Annotated in this window: 14 protein-coding genes; 3 read left to right on the top strand and 11 right to left on the bottom strand. The window is 64.0% G+C overall.

Annotated features, from left to right (window positions below):
- Positions 1-9: 9 nt before the first annotated feature.
- The 5 genes from IVB26_RS36965 to IVB26_RS36985 all read right to left on the bottom strand — a co-directional run bounded on the left by IVB26_RS36965 (position 10) and on the right by IVB26_RS36985 (position 5,854).
- Complete coding sequence (locus tag IVB26_RS36965) at positions 10-1,311, bottom strand: O-acetylhomoserine aminocarboxypropyltransferase/cysteine synthase family protein (protein WP_247969784.1); 1,302 nt, start codon at positions 1,309-1,311, stop codon at positions 10-12.
- Between the two features lie 214 nt (positions 1,312-1,525).
- Positions 1,526-2,128 (bottom strand): hypothetical protein, encoded by a 603-nt coding sequence (locus IVB26_RS36970; protein WP_458309301.1) that lies wholly within the window; start codon positions 2,126-2,128, stop codon positions 1,526-1,528.
- A 75-nt stretch (positions 2,129-2,203) separates the two neighbouring features.
- Positions 2,204-2,641 (bottom strand): hypothetical protein, encoded by a 438-nt coding sequence (locus IVB26_RS36975; RefSeq protein WP_247969785.1) that lies wholly within the window; start codon positions 2,639-2,641, stop codon positions 2,204-2,206.
- Between the two features lie 341 nt (positions 2,642-2,982).
- A complete protein-coding gene (locus IVB26_RS36980; RefSeq protein ID WP_247969786.1) occupies positions 2,983-4,551 on the bottom strand; it encodes an amidase family protein in 1,569 nt (522 codons plus the stop codon).
- 121 nt (positions 4,552-4,672) lie between these two features.
- The gene (locus tag IVB26_RS36985; protein ID WP_247969787.1) at positions 4,673-5,854 is read right to left on the bottom strand and encodes an MFS transporter; all 1,182 of its coding nucleotides are present in this window, start codon (positions 5,852-5,854) and stop codon (positions 4,673-4,675) included.
- 98 nt (positions 5,855-5,952) lie between these two features.
- Between IVB26_RS36985 and IVB26_RS36990 the strand changes: the two genes are divergently transcribed.
- From IVB26_RS36990 to IVB26_RS37000, 3 genes are all read left to right on the top strand, one after another.
- Positions 5,953-6,906 (top strand): LysR family transcriptional regulator, encoded by a 954-nt coding sequence (locus tag IVB26_RS36990; RefSeq protein ID WP_247969788.1) that lies wholly within the window; start codon positions 5,953-5,955, stop codon positions 6,904-6,906.
- Between the two features lie 197 nt (positions 6,907-7,103).
- On the top strand, positions 7,104-7,781 hold the full coding sequence (locus IVB26_RS36995; RefSeq protein ID WP_247969789.1) for a nitroreductase: 678 nt from the start codon (positions 7,104-7,106) through the stop codon (positions 7,779-7,781).
- Between the two features lie 33 nt (positions 7,782-7,814).
- Positions 7,815-8,927, top strand: a complete 1,113-nt coding sequence (locus tag IVB26_RS37000; protein ID WP_247969790.1) for a L,D-transpeptidase family protein — start codon at positions 7,815-7,817, stop codon at positions 8,925-8,927.
- 340 nt (positions 8,928-9,267) lie between these two features.
- Here the strand turns inward: IVB26_RS37000 and IVB26_RS37005 are convergent, their stop codons facing one another.
- The 6 genes from IVB26_RS37005 to IVB26_RS37030 are packed head-to-tail and all read right to left on the bottom strand — an operon-like array spanning position 9,268 to position 15,182.
- Positions 9,268-10,668: an FAD-binding oxidoreductase gene (locus IVB26_RS37005; protein WP_247969791.1), complete on the bottom strand. Its 1,401-nt coding sequence runs from the start codon at positions 10,666-10,668 to the stop codon at positions 9,268-9,270.
- Between the two features lie 51 nt (positions 10,669-10,719).
- Positions 10,720-11,325, bottom strand: coding sequence for a dihydroxyacetone kinase subunit L (locus tag IVB26_RS37010; RefSeq protein WP_247969792.1), 606 nt, complete (start codon positions 11,323-11,325; stop codon positions 10,720-10,722).
- Position 11,326: 1 nt separating this feature from the next.
- Positions 11,327-12,313: a dihydroxyacetone kinase subunit DhaK gene (locus tag IVB26_RS37015; protein ID WP_246929412.1), complete on the bottom strand. Its 987-nt coding sequence runs from the start codon at positions 12,311-12,313 to the stop codon at positions 11,327-11,329.
- Between the two features lie 27 nt (positions 12,314-12,340).
- Positions 12,341-13,228 carry a dihydrodipicolinate synthase family protein gene (locus tag IVB26_RS37020; RefSeq protein WP_246929411.1) on the bottom strand — a complete coding sequence of 296 codons (888 nt, stop codon included), beginning with the start codon at positions 13,226-13,228 and terminating at the stop codon, positions 12,341-12,343.
- 49 nt (positions 13,229-13,277) lie between these two features.
- On the bottom strand, positions 13,278-14,015 hold the full coding sequence (locus IVB26_RS37025) for an ABC transporter ATP-binding protein (RefSeq protein ID WP_247969793.1): 738 nt from the start codon (positions 14,013-14,015) through the stop codon (positions 13,278-13,280).
- A 15-nt stretch (positions 14,016-14,030) separates the two neighbouring features.
- Positions 14,031-15,182, bottom strand: a complete 1,152-nt coding sequence (locus IVB26_RS37030) for an ABC transporter substrate-binding protein (protein WP_247969794.1) — start codon at positions 15,180-15,182, stop codon at positions 14,031-14,033.
- Positions 15,183-15,203: the final 21 nt, after the last annotated feature.

The raw sequence follows: 15,203 nt of genomic DNA on the forward strand, positions 1-15,203 counted from the left end.
GCCGCCCGCCTACTCCGCGGCCTCGAGGCGCGCTGATCGGCAGGCCTTGTCCAGCGCCTGGTCGATGTCCTCGATGATATCGGAGATATGCTCGATGCCGATCGAGAGCCGGATGGTCTCCGGCAGCACGCCGGCAACGCGCTGCTGCTCTGCCGACATCTGCCGGTGGGTGGTCGAGGCGGGATGACAGGCCAGCGACTTGGCATCGCCGATATTGACGAGGCGCGTGATCAGCTGCAGCGCATCATAGAAGCTCTTTCCGGCTTCCATCCCGCCCTTGATGCCGAAGGTGAACAGCGAGGAGGCGTTACCATCGAGATATTTCTGTACCAGCGGATAATAGGGACTGTCGGGAAAGCCGGTGTAGTTGACCCAGGCAACGCGCGAATCCTTGCGCAGGAATTCGGCGACCTTGCGGGCGTTCTCGACGTGGCGCTCCATGCGCAGCGCCACGGTCTCGATGCCCTGGAGCAGCAGGAAGGCGTTGAACGGCGACAGCACCGAGCCCATGGTGCGCTGATAGACGCTGCGCGCCCGCTCGATATAGGCGGTCCTGCCGAAGCGCTCGGCGTAGACGAGGCCGTGATAGGACGCGTCGGGCTTGTTGTAGGCCGGGAAGCGCTCGGCATGCTTGGCCCAGGGGAAGTTCCCGGAATCGACGATGGCGCCGCCGAGCGTCGTGCCGTGGCCGCCCAGGAACTTGGTCAGCGAGTGCACGGCGATATCGGCGCCATAGTCGAACGGCTTGAGCAGAATCGGTGTTGCGACGGTGTTGTCGACGATCAGCGGCACGCCATGCGCATGCGCGACCTTGGCCAGCGCCTCGATGTCGCAGACGTTGCCGGCGGGGTTGCCGATGGTCTCGGCGAACACGGCGCGGGTGTTCTCGTCGATCAGCTTCTCGATGGCATCTGGCTTGTCGCTCTCGGCGAAGCGGCCGGTGATGCCCTGCCGCGGCAGGATGTGCGAGAGCAGCGTATGCGTGGTGCCGTAAAGCTGCGGCACGGAAACGATGTTGCCGCCGTGATCGGCGACGTTGACGAAGGCAAAATGCAAGGCCGCCTGGCCGGTCGCGACCGCGAGCGCACCGACGCCGCCTTCAAGCTGGGCGATACGCTTCTCCAGCACCGCGCTGGTCGGATTGGCGATGCGGCTGTAACGAAAACCTTCGGCCTCGAGATTGAAGAGCGCCGCGCCGTGATCGGCGCTGTCGAAGGCATAGGCTGCGGTCTGGTAAATCGGCACGGCAACCGCGTGCGTGGTCGCCTCGGGCTCGTAACCGGCGTGAATAGCGATCGTCTCGTTGCGCATCGTGCCACCTCCGCGTGGAGCGGCCGCACTTATTGGCCTGTATGAGGCATGTGCGTTGTCCGCCGTCCCCGTGTTAGAGGCGGGTGGTAAAGCGGACAATAATTCGCTTAGAGATCGAGGAAGTAACCCTAATGCTTGTCGGCGAATTGGCCGGAATCCGGGTTAAATTGCATTAATGAAGATGCTGCTCGGTGCAACTTGCGGATCGCGTCACTCATCGCGCGGCAGACGACCGTGGATCGAAATCGCACCCTCGATACATCCCATGCAGCTGTTTACCTTGAAGAAAAACCGTACGGGGAGTTAGTCCTCCTCGACGATCGAGCCATTGCTGGATTGGCGAGGGATACATTGAATACAGCATGCGGGTCGCCCCGCGGTCGGTAAATGTGCGCCCATTCCTGCCGAAGTCCCACGCAGCATGAAAGGCAAGTCTTGCCTTCGAGGTGACGCAGATGTCGTCCGATGCGATCGTCGCAAGGACGATCGTGCAGGCGGAAGCGCAGAGGCCATCGATGACGATCGATTGACGCGCGGCGCGCAATTTCTCGTATCGCTCGATGTAGTCAGCAATCGATCCGCCTCGATCATTCGCGATGCGAACCACGGCATGGCTCGCCCCCGCGCCAGTGAGTAAGAGCAATCCCGCGACAACCCCTGCCGGAAATCTCATGCTGCTCGCTCGATTGTGTGATGCCGCCACCTGGCCAGACCAGTGCTGATGGCGCGCCACCTTGATGCTTTCGGTCTTGGGACTCTTGACCTCGGTCGAAGAACCATCGCGCGTTGCTAGAGGGAACCTGGACAATTGGGTCACGGCGGGCTTGAGCCGAGGAAGCACCGGCAGCCTTGACGGACGGCAGCGGAGCTGGCCGCTGCCGTCCCGCCAACTTCAATATCGATACCCGTATGGATATTGTCCGGGGCAAACGTAATTGCCGTAAGTGTCATAGGTGCAGCTGCTGGAGCCACCGTAGTAGCCGTAGGCGCCGGCTGCGGCGGCTCCTACTGCGGCCGCACCTAGACCATAGGCTGCGCCCCTATAAGCGCCGCGATAGGCTGCATTGCGATAGACCCCTCTGGCCACAGGGCGCCCCGCTATCGGGCGATAGCCATAACCACGGCCGGCGACGCCGTAGCGGCCTCCCGCAACCCGGTATCCGCCGCCCCGGACATGGGCGACGCGGGCGCCACCGCCATGGAAACCTCCGGCGCGCATACCACCACCATGGAAGCCGCCGCCGCCGCGGCGAGCGTATGCATCATCGGGAATGAGACTGACGGTGATCAGAACGATCGCCGCCAAAGCAGCGAGAAGACATCGAAGCATGGCTTTCCTCCATTACTTGGGGTGCCGCGCACATGATAAGGCGATGCCGCTCACGGATCGGCACCCGGCAGGAACCTCTTCTCCTCCTCAAGGTCGGATTTGACCTAGATCAAGGAGTCGAAGATTGAGGACTTCTCGTGAAGAGATGCGGGCTGGAACACCCGTTGTGGAACTTGCTGCGGCTTCCCTGCCCCACGAGATCGAGAGGCTGACAACGGCGGCGACGCACACTCGACATGGTCAGCAACACGGGCACACGCGCTTTCACGCCGCGGTGAACCGTTGCGTAGGCGAGCTTCGGGCGCGATGCGCGAAGCCCTGAAGCTCTTTTTGGAGCGGGTTCAACCCATCCGATCCCACAGCCGATGAGCGAGCACGCCGGCGCGCTTCTCGATCGCGGCCGCGGCATCGAGCGCGAGATCCTCGCGATAGCGCCCGGTAATCAGCTGCACGCCGATCGGCCTGCCGTCGTGAAGCGCCACCGGCACCACCGCGCCGGGCAGGCCGAGCACGTTGATCGCGGAGATGAAGCGGATCTCGCCCCAGAAAATCTCGCGCACGCGCTCGGGGCTGACGGTGTCATCGCGCGGGCCCGGCGTCGGCTTCACCGTGGTCGGCGCCAGCACGATTGGATACTCTTCGAAGAACAATTGCCAGGCGCGGATGTGGCCGTTGCGCGCGGCGGTCGCCTGCATCCAGGCCTTGAGATCGAGGACGTTGGCCTTGGCCTTCATGCCGCCCCAGGCTTTGTGGAAGTCTTCCGAAGTCACCTTCAGCATGGAGGCTTCCTGCATCACCACGGTCTCGTTGGTGATGATGTCGCACCAAGTCTGCCAGACGCCGTTGATGTCGGGCACCTCGACCTCGCTGACGCGGTAGCCGGACCGTTCGAGGTGGTCGGCGGCCTGGCGCAGCGCCGCGGCGACGGACGGATCGACCTCCATATCGTCGGGAATCTTGGCCAGGGCTACCTTGATCGGCCCCTTCGGCCTCTCGCCGAGCAGCGGCGCCGGCACCCACCAGGGATCGCGCGGATCGCGCTGGCTCATTACCTCCAGCGCAAGACGGACGTCGGCGACGTGGCGGGCGAGCGGCCCCTGCGCCGACATCAGATGCGCCAGCATCGGACGCTCCGCCGTTGCGCTCTCGTTGAACGCGGGGATGCGTCCTTGCGTCGGCTTGATGGTGGCAACACCGTTGCAATGCGCGGGCCAGCGCAGCGAGCCGCCGATGTCGTTGCCATGGGCGATGGTGCCGATACCGGCAGCGACCGCCGAACCCGCGCCGCCCGAGGAGCCGCCGCAGGTGATATCAGGATCCCACGGGTTCAGTGTCAGCCCGTGCAGGGGATTGTCGGTAAAGCCGCGGAAGGAGAATTCTGGCGTATTGGTGAGCCCAATGACGATCGCGCCAGCCTTCTTCAGGTTGCGGACAACAGGCGCATCCGACGGCGCGACCAGGCCCTTGTTGGCGGGAACGCCGTTGAAATTCGGTCGGCCTTCGTAGTCGACATTTTCCTTGATGGTGACGGGCACGCCATGCAGAAGGCCGAGCGCACCGCCCTTGGCGCGCTGCTTGTCGGCCGCATGCGCCGCTTTCAGCGCTTCATCGCCGAGATCGACGACGACGGCGTTCAGCTTCGGATTGACGGCGCGCATCCGTTCAAGATGCGCCTCGACCGTGTCGACTGCGGAGATCGCGCCGGAGCGGATCGCGGCGGCGGTCTCCACTGCCGACCATTGCCAGGCAGGTCCCTTGGGACGGCGTGGTGCAGCGGGCCGGCGCGGAGCGGCTTTCTTGGCTTTCTTCGCAGTGACGGCCTTGCGGCTTGTGCTGGTCTTGCTGGAGGGCTTTGCAGGTTTCTTCGAAGCAGTCTTCTTTTTGGTTTTGTTGGTCGTCTTCTTCGCCACGTCGCACCTCCTGAAATTGTGCCGCGGAGGTTACGGATGGCGAAAGGACGTGTACAGGTGCGTTTTCTGCATGGCGCGATGGCGCGACGCGGCGAATTGTCTGCGGGTCGCGCCACCGACGCTATTCCGCGGGACAGGCCGCAACGGCCGCTTGCGCGCGGTCGAGCCGGAGGCTCCACAGCGCCAGCACGAGCCCGACAGCGGTGATGCCAGCCGCAACAAGCGGCAGCGCAGAGAGGCCGAGCCCGCGATCGATGGTGACGCCGCCGGCCCAGGCGCCCAGCGCGTTGCCGAGATTGAACGCGGCGATGTTGAGGCTGGAGGCGAGCGTGCGCCCGCTGGAGCCGGCCGCTTCCAGCACGCGAAGCTGGAGCGGAGCGACGGTTGCAAAGGCGGCGATGCCGAGCAGCAGAATCAGCACGATGGCTGCGATCTTCACCGACAGCACGGCGCCGAGCCCAAGAAGCGCGATGGCGAGCGCGGCGAGCGTTCCGATCAGCGCGCCGGCGAGGCCACGGTCGGCGAACTTGCCGCCAGCAACGTTGCCGATCGCGAGCCCGACGCCGAACACCAGCAGGATCGGCGAGACCGCTCCTTCCGAGAACCCGGTGAAGCGCGTCAGGATCGGCTGAATGTAGGTGAAGACGACGAACAGGCCGGCAAAGCCGAACACGGTCATGGCGAGGCCGAGCAGCACCTGCGGACGGCCGAGCACGGCGACTTCCTCGGCAAGAGAGACCGGCTTGTCACCGTTGCCGACATGGCCGGGGACGAGCGCCGCAACCACCGCGAAGGCAATCACGCCGATGACAGTCACCGCCCAGAACGCCGCACGCCAGCCGAGCATCAGGCCGAACCAGGCGCCGAAGGGCACGCCTAGCAGCGTCGCGACCGTGAGGCCGATGAACATGGTTGATATCGCGGAAGCCCGCTTGTCCTCGGCGACGAGGCTGGTCGCCACCACCGATCCCACGCCGAAAAACGTGCCGTGGGCAAGCGAGGTCAGCACGCGCGCGGCCATCAGCAATTCGTAGTTCGGCGCCAGCGCGCAGGCGGCATTGCCCAGCGTGAAGATCGCCATCAGCGCGAGCAGCACCGTTTTCCGCGGCATCCGCCGCGTCGCCAGCGTCAGGACGGGCGCGCCGATAAATACGCCGAGCGCATAACCGGAGATGAGCAGGCCCGCGACCGGCACCGAGACATGCATGTCGGCGGCGACCTGGAGCAGGAGACCCATGATGATGAATTCTGTGGTGCCGATGCCAAAGGCACCGGCGGTGAGCGCGAGAACGGCGGGAGGCATGCGTGGCTCCGATGGTTGAGACGAGCCACGCAGATAGCCGCGCCGCGGCAAAGCCATTAGAATGTCCGCAATCCAATCATTTGTGACGTGAATTCAACATGGCCCGTTTCGACACCAACCGCTCCGCCGAAATGGAGGTCTTCGTCCGCGTCGTCGATCTCGGCGGGTTCACCCCGGCCGCGCAAAAGCTGCGCCTGACGCCATCGGGCGTGAGCAAGCTGATCTCGCGGCTCGAAGCCCGGCTCGGCTCGCGGCTCGTCAACCGCACCACGCGCAAGCTGACGCTGACGGAGGAGGGCCAGGCCTTCTATCAGCGCTCGTTGCGCATCCTCGCCGAGATGGACGAGGCCGAGCGCGAGGCGGCCTCGGGCGCGGCGCCGCGCGGCCGCCTCACCGTCAACAGCAACATCCCCTTCGGCATGCTGCATGTGATGCCGCTGATCCCGCGCTTCCTGGAACAGCATCCCGACGTCACGCTCGATCTCGTGCTGACCGACACGCTGATCGACCTGATGCAGGAGCGCGCCGACGTCGCCATCCGCGTTGGCCCGTTACGCGCCTCGCGTCTCGTCGCGCGAAAGCTCGGCACCAGCCGCATGGTCGTGGTCGGCGCGCCAAGCTATCTCGCCCGCTGCGGCGCACCGAAGATTCCGGCCGATCTCGCCGATCACCGCGGCATCGGTTGGACCTTTCCACGCACGATCCGCGGCTGGCCCTTCAAGCGCGGCGACCACACCGAGGAAGCCATGCCGCCGCCCGTCGCGCGCGCCAGCGACGGCGAAGCCGCCCGCCGTCTCTGCCTCGGCGGCGTCGGCCTCGCCCGCCTCGCCCTCTTCCACATCTGGCCCGATATCGAATCCGGCCGTCTCGTACCGGTGCTGCAAAACTACAATCCGGGCGACCGCGAAGACATCCACGCGGTCTATGTCGGCCATACCGCGCCGCTTCCGGCACGGGTCCGCGCATTCATCGACTTTCTCGCCGAGCACGTGCGGGTGAGCGATCCCGCGCTGAAGCGGGCGGGGGACGGGAAATGGAATTTGGCGGGATGAGGCAGACGGCGGCTTGCCAAGCCGAAGCAACCGGCAACGAGCCCACCCTTCGCCCTGCGGGCTTCGGCGCGACAGCCTCGCGCAAACGCGGTTTGCGAAGGCTGGCGGAGAGAGTGTCAGTCAATCCAGATTGAAAGATCAAGAATTTTCCGCGAAAATCCAACTGTTGCAAAACTTGTCAGGGGAATTCCACACAGATGCAGTTCGACGACGTCATCCTCGGCCGCCGGAGTATCCGCGGCTACAAACCCGATCAGGTACCCAAGGAGCTGATTGCTGAAATCATTGGTTTGGCAATGCGCGCTCCGTCGTCGATGAACACCCAGCCCTGGAATTTCTATGTCATCACCGGTGAACCGCTGGATCGGATCCGCGCGGGCAACACCGAACGGATGGTGGCGGGCATTCCTCAGTCGCGCGAGTTCCGCACGGGGCAGGCCTTTGCAGGCAAGCACCGCGACAGGCAGGTCGGTGTTGCCAAGCAATTGTTCGCCGCGATGGGAATCGAGCGCGATAACAAGGACAAGCGCCAGGACTGGGTCCTGCGCGGCTTCCGCCAGTTCGACGCGCCCGTCTGCGTGATCATCACCTATGACCGCGTGCTTGATGGCAGCGACGATACGCCCTTCGACTGCGGCGCCGTGGCGACTGCCCTCGTCAATGCCGCCTGGTCCCGGGGGCTCGGCGCCGTGATCAACAGCCAGGGCATCATGCAATCCCCCGTGGTGCGCGAGCACGCGGGCATAGCCGACGATCAGGTCATCATGAAAAGCATCGCGCTGGGCTGGCCGGATGAGACGTTTCCGGCGAATGCGGTGGTGTCGGAGCGAAAGTCCGTCGATGAAGCGACGGTGTTCGTCGGGTTCGAGAATTAGCCGCGCGCGGTCCGAAGGGCTGGAGGCACAGCAGTGATCCGCGCGATGGTCCGACGTGTCCTTGTGCTGGCGGCGGCTTTCGCCACTGCCATGACGCCAGTCATTTGTCTTGGCGAAAGCAGCAAGCCGTTGCCGGCCAAGGCAACAAGGGAACTGCCCGCTGAGCTGCTCTCGTTGCTCGAACAGAAGAAGATGCCAAAATATTCACCTATCCTCGTGCGTCTTTTCAAGGAGGAGGCCGAGCTCGAGGTTTGGAAGCAGGACGCAAGCGGCCGTTTCCAGATCCTCAAGACCTATCTGATCTGCCGGTGGTCGGGCGATCTCGGGCCGAAGTTGTACGAGGGCGACCGACAGGCTCCGGAAGGATTCTATACAATTACACCTGAGTTGATGAATCCCAACTCCAACTTCTATCTTGCGATCAACCTCGGCTACCCCAACGCGTTCGACAAGGCGAACAAGCGCAACGGCAGCTTCCTCATGATCCACGGCGATTGCTGGTCGAGCGGTTGCTATGCCATGACCGACGAACAAATCAGCGAAATCTATTCGCTGGCCCGCGACTCCCTTAGCGGCAGGCCGTCATTCCAGGTCCAGGCCTATCCGTTCCGCCTGACGCCGGAAAATCTGGCGCGGCATCGGAATAGTCCCAACCTGGCCTTCTGGAAAATGCTCAAGATCGGCAACGATCATTTCGAGACCACACGACTCGAACCGAGGGTGGATGTCTGCAGTGGCCGCTACGTATTCAACGCGCAACCTCTCCCAAATTCACCATCCCTTCTTGTGTTCAACCCTGCCGAAAAATGTCCTCCCTTCGTCGTCAATCCGGAAATCGCGCGGCGGGCGCTGGAGAAGAGCCGCGCCGACGAACTCGAATACGCGCGATCGCTTCAAGACAATGTGCCGGCTGCCCCGATCTACAGCGGACTGGACGGCGGAATGAACAAGGCGTTCCTCACACAGTTTCCGGGCAGAGTGACGCTTGCGAAAGTCATGCCGTATGCGTCCTACCTGCCGCAACTGCCGCCAATCCCGTGGATCGACAGTGATGGCTCATTGACGAGCAAATGGTTTGGCAGCTCGTTGGACAAGCCGCCCGAGTGTAATCCAACTCGTGCCGGCTTCCCGTCAGGTCGGTGCTGAACGCTCGTGCGGCGTTCGCGATGGATCATCAGCAGACAATGACTGGCATCGGCATTCCGTCCCAGCAAATGCGTCGGAGCGGAGGGCTTGGGAAAAATTCGTCCCCGGCTTGCCGAGCCGATGCAAACGGCAACGAGTCCGCTTTCGCCCTGCGGGCTTCGGCGCGCGAGCCTTGCGCAAACTTCGTTCGCGAAGGCTGGCGGAGAGAGTGTCAGTCAATCCTCGTTGTCGAACAAGGTATTTTTCATTCCAGCACGTGCAAACCTACGGTCCTAGCTACCAGCAACTGGCTCATCCCGGGCGCTCGCGGCGCCCAAGTCGCGCCATCCGCTCATGCCCGTCAAGGGTAGACCTTGCCCGGATTCATGATCCCGGTTGGGTCCAATGCCTTCTTCACCGCCTTCATCAGCGCGACGCCTTCGCCATGCTCGGCTTCCATATGGACGATCTTGTGCAGTCCGACGCCATGTTCGCCCGAACAGGTGCCGCCCATCGCGATGGCGCGGCGCGCGGTGCGGAATGCGAGTCCCTCGGCCCGTGCCGTCTCGTCTGCATCTTTGGGATCAAACAGGATGCCGAGATGGAAATTGCCGTCGCCGACATGCCCGACGATCGGCGCAGTCAATCCCGACGCGACGATGTCGGCTTTGGTCTCCAGCAGGCAGTCTGGCAAGGCCGCGATCGGCACGCAGGCGTCGGTGCCCATATTGTTCTTGCCGGGACTCAGCGCCATAACGGCTTGATAGGAATTGTGGCGCGCCTTCCACAAGCGATTGCGATCCTCTGGCCGCTCCGCGAACTGGAACGCTCCGCCGCCGTGTTCCTCCGTGATCGTCCGCATCATCTCGACGTCCTCGCGCACACCATTCGGCGTGCCCTGGAATTCGAGGAACAATGTCGGCGTCTCCGCATAATCGAGCTTTGAGTAATTGATCGCGGCACGCATCTGCATCTCGTCGAGCAGTTCGACGCGGGCCATCTTCAGGTTCGATTGCAGCGCCGTCACCACGGCGGCGACGGCCCCTTCGAGCGATTGGAACTGGCAAACCGCCGCGACGATCGTCTCCGGCAGGCCATAGAGCTTGAGCTGGATCTCGGTGATGACGCCGAGCGTGCCTTCGCTACCGACATAGAGATGGGTGAGATCGAGGCCGGCTGAGGATTTACGCGCGCGGCTGCCGGTGCGCACGATACGGCCATCGGGCGTGACGACGGTGAGCCCGAGGATGTTCTCGCGCATCGTACCATAACGCACCGCATTGGTGCCGGACGCGCGGGTCGAGGCCATGCCGCCGATCGAGGCGTTCGCTCCGGGGTCAACTGGAAAGAACAGGCCGGTGTCGCGGATATGTGCATTGAGCGCTTCGCGCGTCACGCCGGCCTGGACCCGGCAATCGAGCGAATCCGGCGAGACGTCGAGGATCTTGTCGAAGCGACTGGTGTCGAGCGAAACGCCACCGGCAACCGCCGCGAGCTGGCCCTCCAGCGATGAGCCGGCACCGAACGGCGTGACCGGCACGCGGTGTTCGTTGCAGAGCGCGAGAACGAACGCGACCTCCTCGTTGGTCTCGGGAAATACCACGAGATCGGGCATGCCGATCGCCGGCAGACCCTCGCCATGACTGTGCTGGTCGAGCATGGCCTGCGAAACGCTCACGCGCGTGCCGAGGCGCTCGACGAGTTTTGCTCGCACGGCGGCGATAACCTCCGGCCCGGGACGTCGCAGAACCTCGGCGTACATCGCGGCCTCCTTCATGACCCTGCCCTCACCTGTACCACCGCAATCCGGCGTTCAAGCCGCGACTGCGGCCAGCAGACGGGAAAAGGCGAGCATGCCGGGATCATCGAGCCCGATCGTCCGCTCGCCGAACATACGGGCACGTCCGAGCCTGTTCGGCCGCTCCCGGAACGCGTCGAGCGTTTCGCGCGCGGCCTTTTGCGCCGCGGCGATCGCTTCATCGCGCGTTTTGCAATGCGCCAGTGCAATCGCGACGGCATCGAGCATATCGACAACCGTCTTGTCGCCGATCCCGGCGCCGCCGCGCGTCATCATCTGGTCGCGGATCGAAGCGAGTAAGCCGCCGAGTTCGTCCCAGCCGATCTCATCGCGCCCCATGGTCGTTTTGGCCAGCGTCATCATCGCAACCGTGACCAGCGTTCCCAGGCTCGATCCCGTTCCGCTGGCGCAGGCCTTGGCACAGGCCCGAAACACCAGGCCGACGTCGGTCTCTTCATTGGGAATGGCAGTTGCGACGGCGTCGAACAGGCGGCGCAGCATGACGCCGGTGTCGCCGTCGCCGATCTTGCCGTCGGCGGCGTTGAGATCATCCTGGGCGGCCGCAGCCGCGTCTCTGGCACGAAAGGCTGCGTTGCGGAGCGTATCGGCCGTGATTGCCACGTCACACCCTCCAGAACGGACAGGCGCAGGGCGCTGCCAGCAGCTTCTCTCGCTCGGCATCAAGGTGAATCAGACTGATCGACAGCCCCGCCATCTCCATCGAGGTGACGTAGTGCCCGACCAGCGGACGCACGATGGTCAACCCGTCCTTCCTGAGAAGCGCTGCAACACGGCGATAGACGATGAACAGCTCCTCGAGCGGCGTCGCACCGAGGCTGTTCACGAGCACGGAAACGCGGTCGGACCCGTGCGCGACGGCATCGGCACGCAAGCGCTTCACCATCTCGTCGGCGATCTCGTCTGCCGAACGGAGCTTGTCGCGCCAAATGCCCGGCTCGCCATGAATGCCCATGCCCATCTCGATCTCGTCAGCGCCGATCTCGAAGGTCGGCTTCGCGGCCCCCGGGATCTGGCAAGGCGCGAGTGCGACGCCGATGGTGCGGCAGGCATCGACAGCGGACTGAGCGGTCGCGGTGACCTCGGCGAGATCGGCACCGGTATCGGCCTTCGCGCCAGCGATCTTGTAGGCATAGATGATTCCGGCGACGCCGCGGCGCTTGCCCGCCTCTTGCGGCGGCGCGGAGGCGATATCGTCCGTGCCGAGCACGGTCGTGGTCGGAATGTCGTCCATCTCGACCATCTCGCCGGCGAGATCGAAGTTCATGCGGTCGCCGCCGTAATTTCCGTAGAGGCGCAGCACGCCTCGTCCGCCATCGACCGCCTTGATCGCCTGCACGCAGGAATCCACCGACGGTCCCGCGAACACGTCGCCGATCGCGCAGGCGTCGAGCAGGCCCTGGCCGACATAGCCGGTGAACAGCGGCAGATGTCCCGAGCCGCCGCCCGATACGATGCCGACCTTGCCGCGCTTCGGCGCATGGGCGGCGCGGACGACCCGCGCCTCCCGCACCAGTGCCGGGTGAGCCGCCACCAGCCCGTCAAGCATCTCGTCGACGAAGGCGTCGGCGGTATTCATCAGCTTCTTCATGGACCGGTTCTCCCCGAACGATCTCGATCAGACGTCGTATTCGAGCAGGGCCGGCAGCGTGCGCTCGATGGCGGCGCGGGTGGCCGCGTCGGGCATCGGCATGGGCTGGCGGGAGATGCCGCAGTCGAGACCCTGGAGATGGAGCGAATACTTCACGCAGGCCGGCAAATTGCCATGCGGCAGCACCGACCAGAAGTTGACGAGGCGGTGGTGGATGGCGAGCGCGGTCTCGTCGTCCTTCTTCTTGACGGCGTTCCACAGGCGTACGCAGGGGCCCGGTGCTGCGGTCGGAGAAGCCGCCAGCGTGCCGTGAGCACCGAACTGGAAGCAGGAGTAGAGAAGGTTATCGACGGCGGCGAGGATGACCTTGTCCTTCGGCGCATTGGCGACGAGCTCGGCCGTGCGCGTGATGTGGCCCTGGCTCTGCTTGATGCCGACGACCCACGGAATCTCGTTCAGGATACGCAGCACGAGCGGCGTCGAAAGCAGATTCCAGGGAATGACGTTGTAGAGCAGAACCGGCGTCTTCAGCTCTTCGGTCAACGTCTTGAAGTGGCCGAAATTCGAATCGTCGTCGGGTTGGAAGACGTAGAAGACCGGCGTCACCTGCAAGGCATCGACCTTGAGATCGGCGATCAGTTCGCCGCGTTTGATCACCTCGCGCGTCGAGTTGGCAATGATGCCGGCGACGACCGGCACCCGGCCCGCGACTTCCTCCATGGTGATCTCGCCGAGCCGGCGAAACTCGCCGAGCTCCAGCGCCTGGCCCTCACCCGTCGAGCCGCCGAAGCAGAGGCCGTGCACACCCTTGCCGAGCATGAAGCGGATCTGGTTTCGGAACTTGGCCTCGTCGATGTCGCCCTTCTCGTCGAAGGGTGTGGTGAGTGCGGGTATGATGCCGTGAAGCTTCGTCATGATGTGGTACTTGCCTCTGCTTGGGGTTGGGTGAATAAGAGGAATGGCATCAGGCGCCGAGATAGGCGTCGCGCACATGATCATCGCGCAGCAGCTCGTCGGCATGGCCCTCGAGCGCGATGCTGCCGCCCTCGAGCACATAGCCGTAGTCGGCGACGCCGAGGGCCGCGTAAGCGTTTTGCTCGACGATCACGACGGTGCGGCCGCCCTCGGCGATCCTGCGGATGCTCGCAAACATCTCGGTGGTCAGCTTGGGTGACAGGCCCATCGAGGGTTCGTCGAGGAGCAGCAGCCGCGGGCCGGCCATCAGCCCGCGTCCGATCGCGAGCGCCTGCTGCTCGCCGCCCGAGAGCACGCCGCCCATGTCAGCCGCCTTGCGCTTCAGAACCGGAAACAGTTCGAAGACCTCGTCGAGGGTGGCGCTGATCCCACCCTTGTCGTGACGGCGCACATAGGCACCGACCTCGAGGTTCTCCATCACGGTCAGCGTGCTGAAGATCCGCCGGCGCTGCGGCACGCAGGCGATGCCGCCGGCGACGACCTTGTTGATCGGGCGGCCGGCGATCGGCTCGCCGGCGAAGCTGACGGTGCCCACCGACGGCTTGAGCTTGCCGATAATCAGATTGAGCGTCGTCGACTTGCCGGCGCCGTTGGCGCCGATGATCGCCGCGACCTCACCGCGTTCAACACGGATGGAGAGGTCGAAGAGGACCTGCGCCTTTCCGTAGAACACGTCGACATGCGACAGTTCCAGCTCGGGCGGTTCGGTGGCGGGGATCTTCAGCATCGAGGCGTCCGGCGTTCAGTAGCGGACCGCTTCGAGGACCACGGGCTGCCCGCCCTTGATCTCGACGATGTTGACCTGGCGGTTGCAGTCCCCCTTCTCGTCGCATCCATACGACGCAAGCAGGCCGTCGTACTTCACGGTAGCAAAGGAGTCGCGGATCTTGGCAACATCAGCGGACCCGGCAGCGTTGATCGCTTTCGCCGCGAGCATCGCCGCATCGTAGTAGGTTGCCGACCAGACGTCGGGCGCCATCTTGAAGCGTTCCTCATAGCGCTTGACAAAGGTCTGCACTGCCGGATTGGGATCTGTCGGGACGAAATAGGAAGCGCTTATCGCGCCTTCGGCCCCGCTGCCGGCGAGCTTGAGAAAAGCGTCTTCACTGAGCACTGCCCCCGCGAACCGGAAAGGCAGACCGAACTGTTTCGCCTGCTTGACGATCAGCGCGGCATCGGTGTCGTGGGCCCAGAGGATCACGAGCGCCGCACCGGCATTCTTCAACTTGCTGAGTTGAGCCGAATAGTCCTTGTCATTGGGATTGTGACTCTCGATCGCTACCGGCTTGAGGCCGAGCGCCGCCATCTGCGCGACCACGCGGGCCTGGCCCGACTTGCCGAAATCGTCATTGGCATAGAAGATCGCGACCTTGTCTGCAGCCTTCAGTGCCTTCTGGGCATAATCGATGATCGCCTTTGCCTGGACGTCATCGTTGGAACGGGTCCGGATGACGAATTTGCAGCCGCTATTGGTGACGGGAACGCCGGTGCCGCCGGTGAGCGAGACAATCTTGCCGTTGCAGTAGATGTTCTGGGTCGCCATCTGCGTCACCGAATAGTGCGGCCCGATCATCACGGGCGTCTTGTGCACCTGCATGATCTTGTTGACGGCGTTGATCGCGCCGTTGGTGTTGTCACCCTGGTCGTCCTCGAAGACCACCTGCAGAGGCTTGCCGAGCACACCACCCGCGGCATTGATGTCGGCGATGGCGAGTTCGACACCCTGTTTGAAGTTGCGGCCGACGAGAGCCTTCGCTCCTGTCATCGGCAGCGAGACGCCGATCAGCGGCTGTTCCTGAGCCGTAGCCCCACCCAGCGACATTGTCACCAGCACTGCGCTAGCGCCAGCCAGAGCCAGCAGGCCGCGCACCCCCATTGTCCTTTTCCTGTTCACGGTCGTCCTCCCCTGAAAATT

The organism is Bradyrhizobium sp. 195 (assembly GCF_023101665.1).
Classification (GTDB): Bacteria; Pseudomonadota; Alphaproteobacteria; order Rhizobiales; family Xanthobacteraceae; genus Bradyrhizobium.

Coding starts and splice junctions, on each gene's coding strand:
- IVB26_RS36965 (WP_247969784.1), bottom strand. CDS start 1,311: ATGCGCAACGAGACGATCGCTATTCACGCCGGTTACGAGCCCGAGGCG.
- IVB26_RS36975 (WP_247969785.1), bottom strand. CDS start 2,641: ATGCTTCGATGTCTTCTCGCTGCTTTGGCGGCGATCGTTCTGATCACC.
- IVB26_RS36985 (WP_247969787.1), bottom strand. CDS start 5,854: ATGCCTCCCGCCGTTCTCGCGCTCACCGCCGGTGCCTTTGGCATCGGC.
- IVB26_RS36990 (WP_247969788.1), top strand. CDS start 5,953: ATGGCCCGTTTCGACACCAACCGCTCCGCCGAAATGGAGGTCTTCGTC.
- IVB26_RS36995 (WP_247969789.1), top strand. CDS start 7,104: ATGCAGTTCGACGACGTCATCCTCGGCCGCCGGAGTATCCGCGGCTAC.
- IVB26_RS37005 (WP_247969791.1), bottom strand. CDS start 10,668: ATGTACGCCGAGGTTCTGCGACGTCCCGGGCCGGAGGTTATCGCCGCC.
- IVB26_RS37015 (WP_246929412.1), bottom strand. CDS start 12,313: ATGAAGAAGCTGATGAATACCGCCGACGCCTTCGTCGACGAGATGCTT.
- IVB26_RS37020 (WP_246929411.1), bottom strand. CDS start 13,228: ATGACGAAGCTTCACGGCATCATACCCGCACTCACCACACCCTTCGAC.
- IVB26_RS37025 (WP_247969793.1), bottom strand. CDS start 14,015: ATGCTGAAGATCCCCGCCACCGAACCGCCCGAGCTGGAACTGTCGCAT.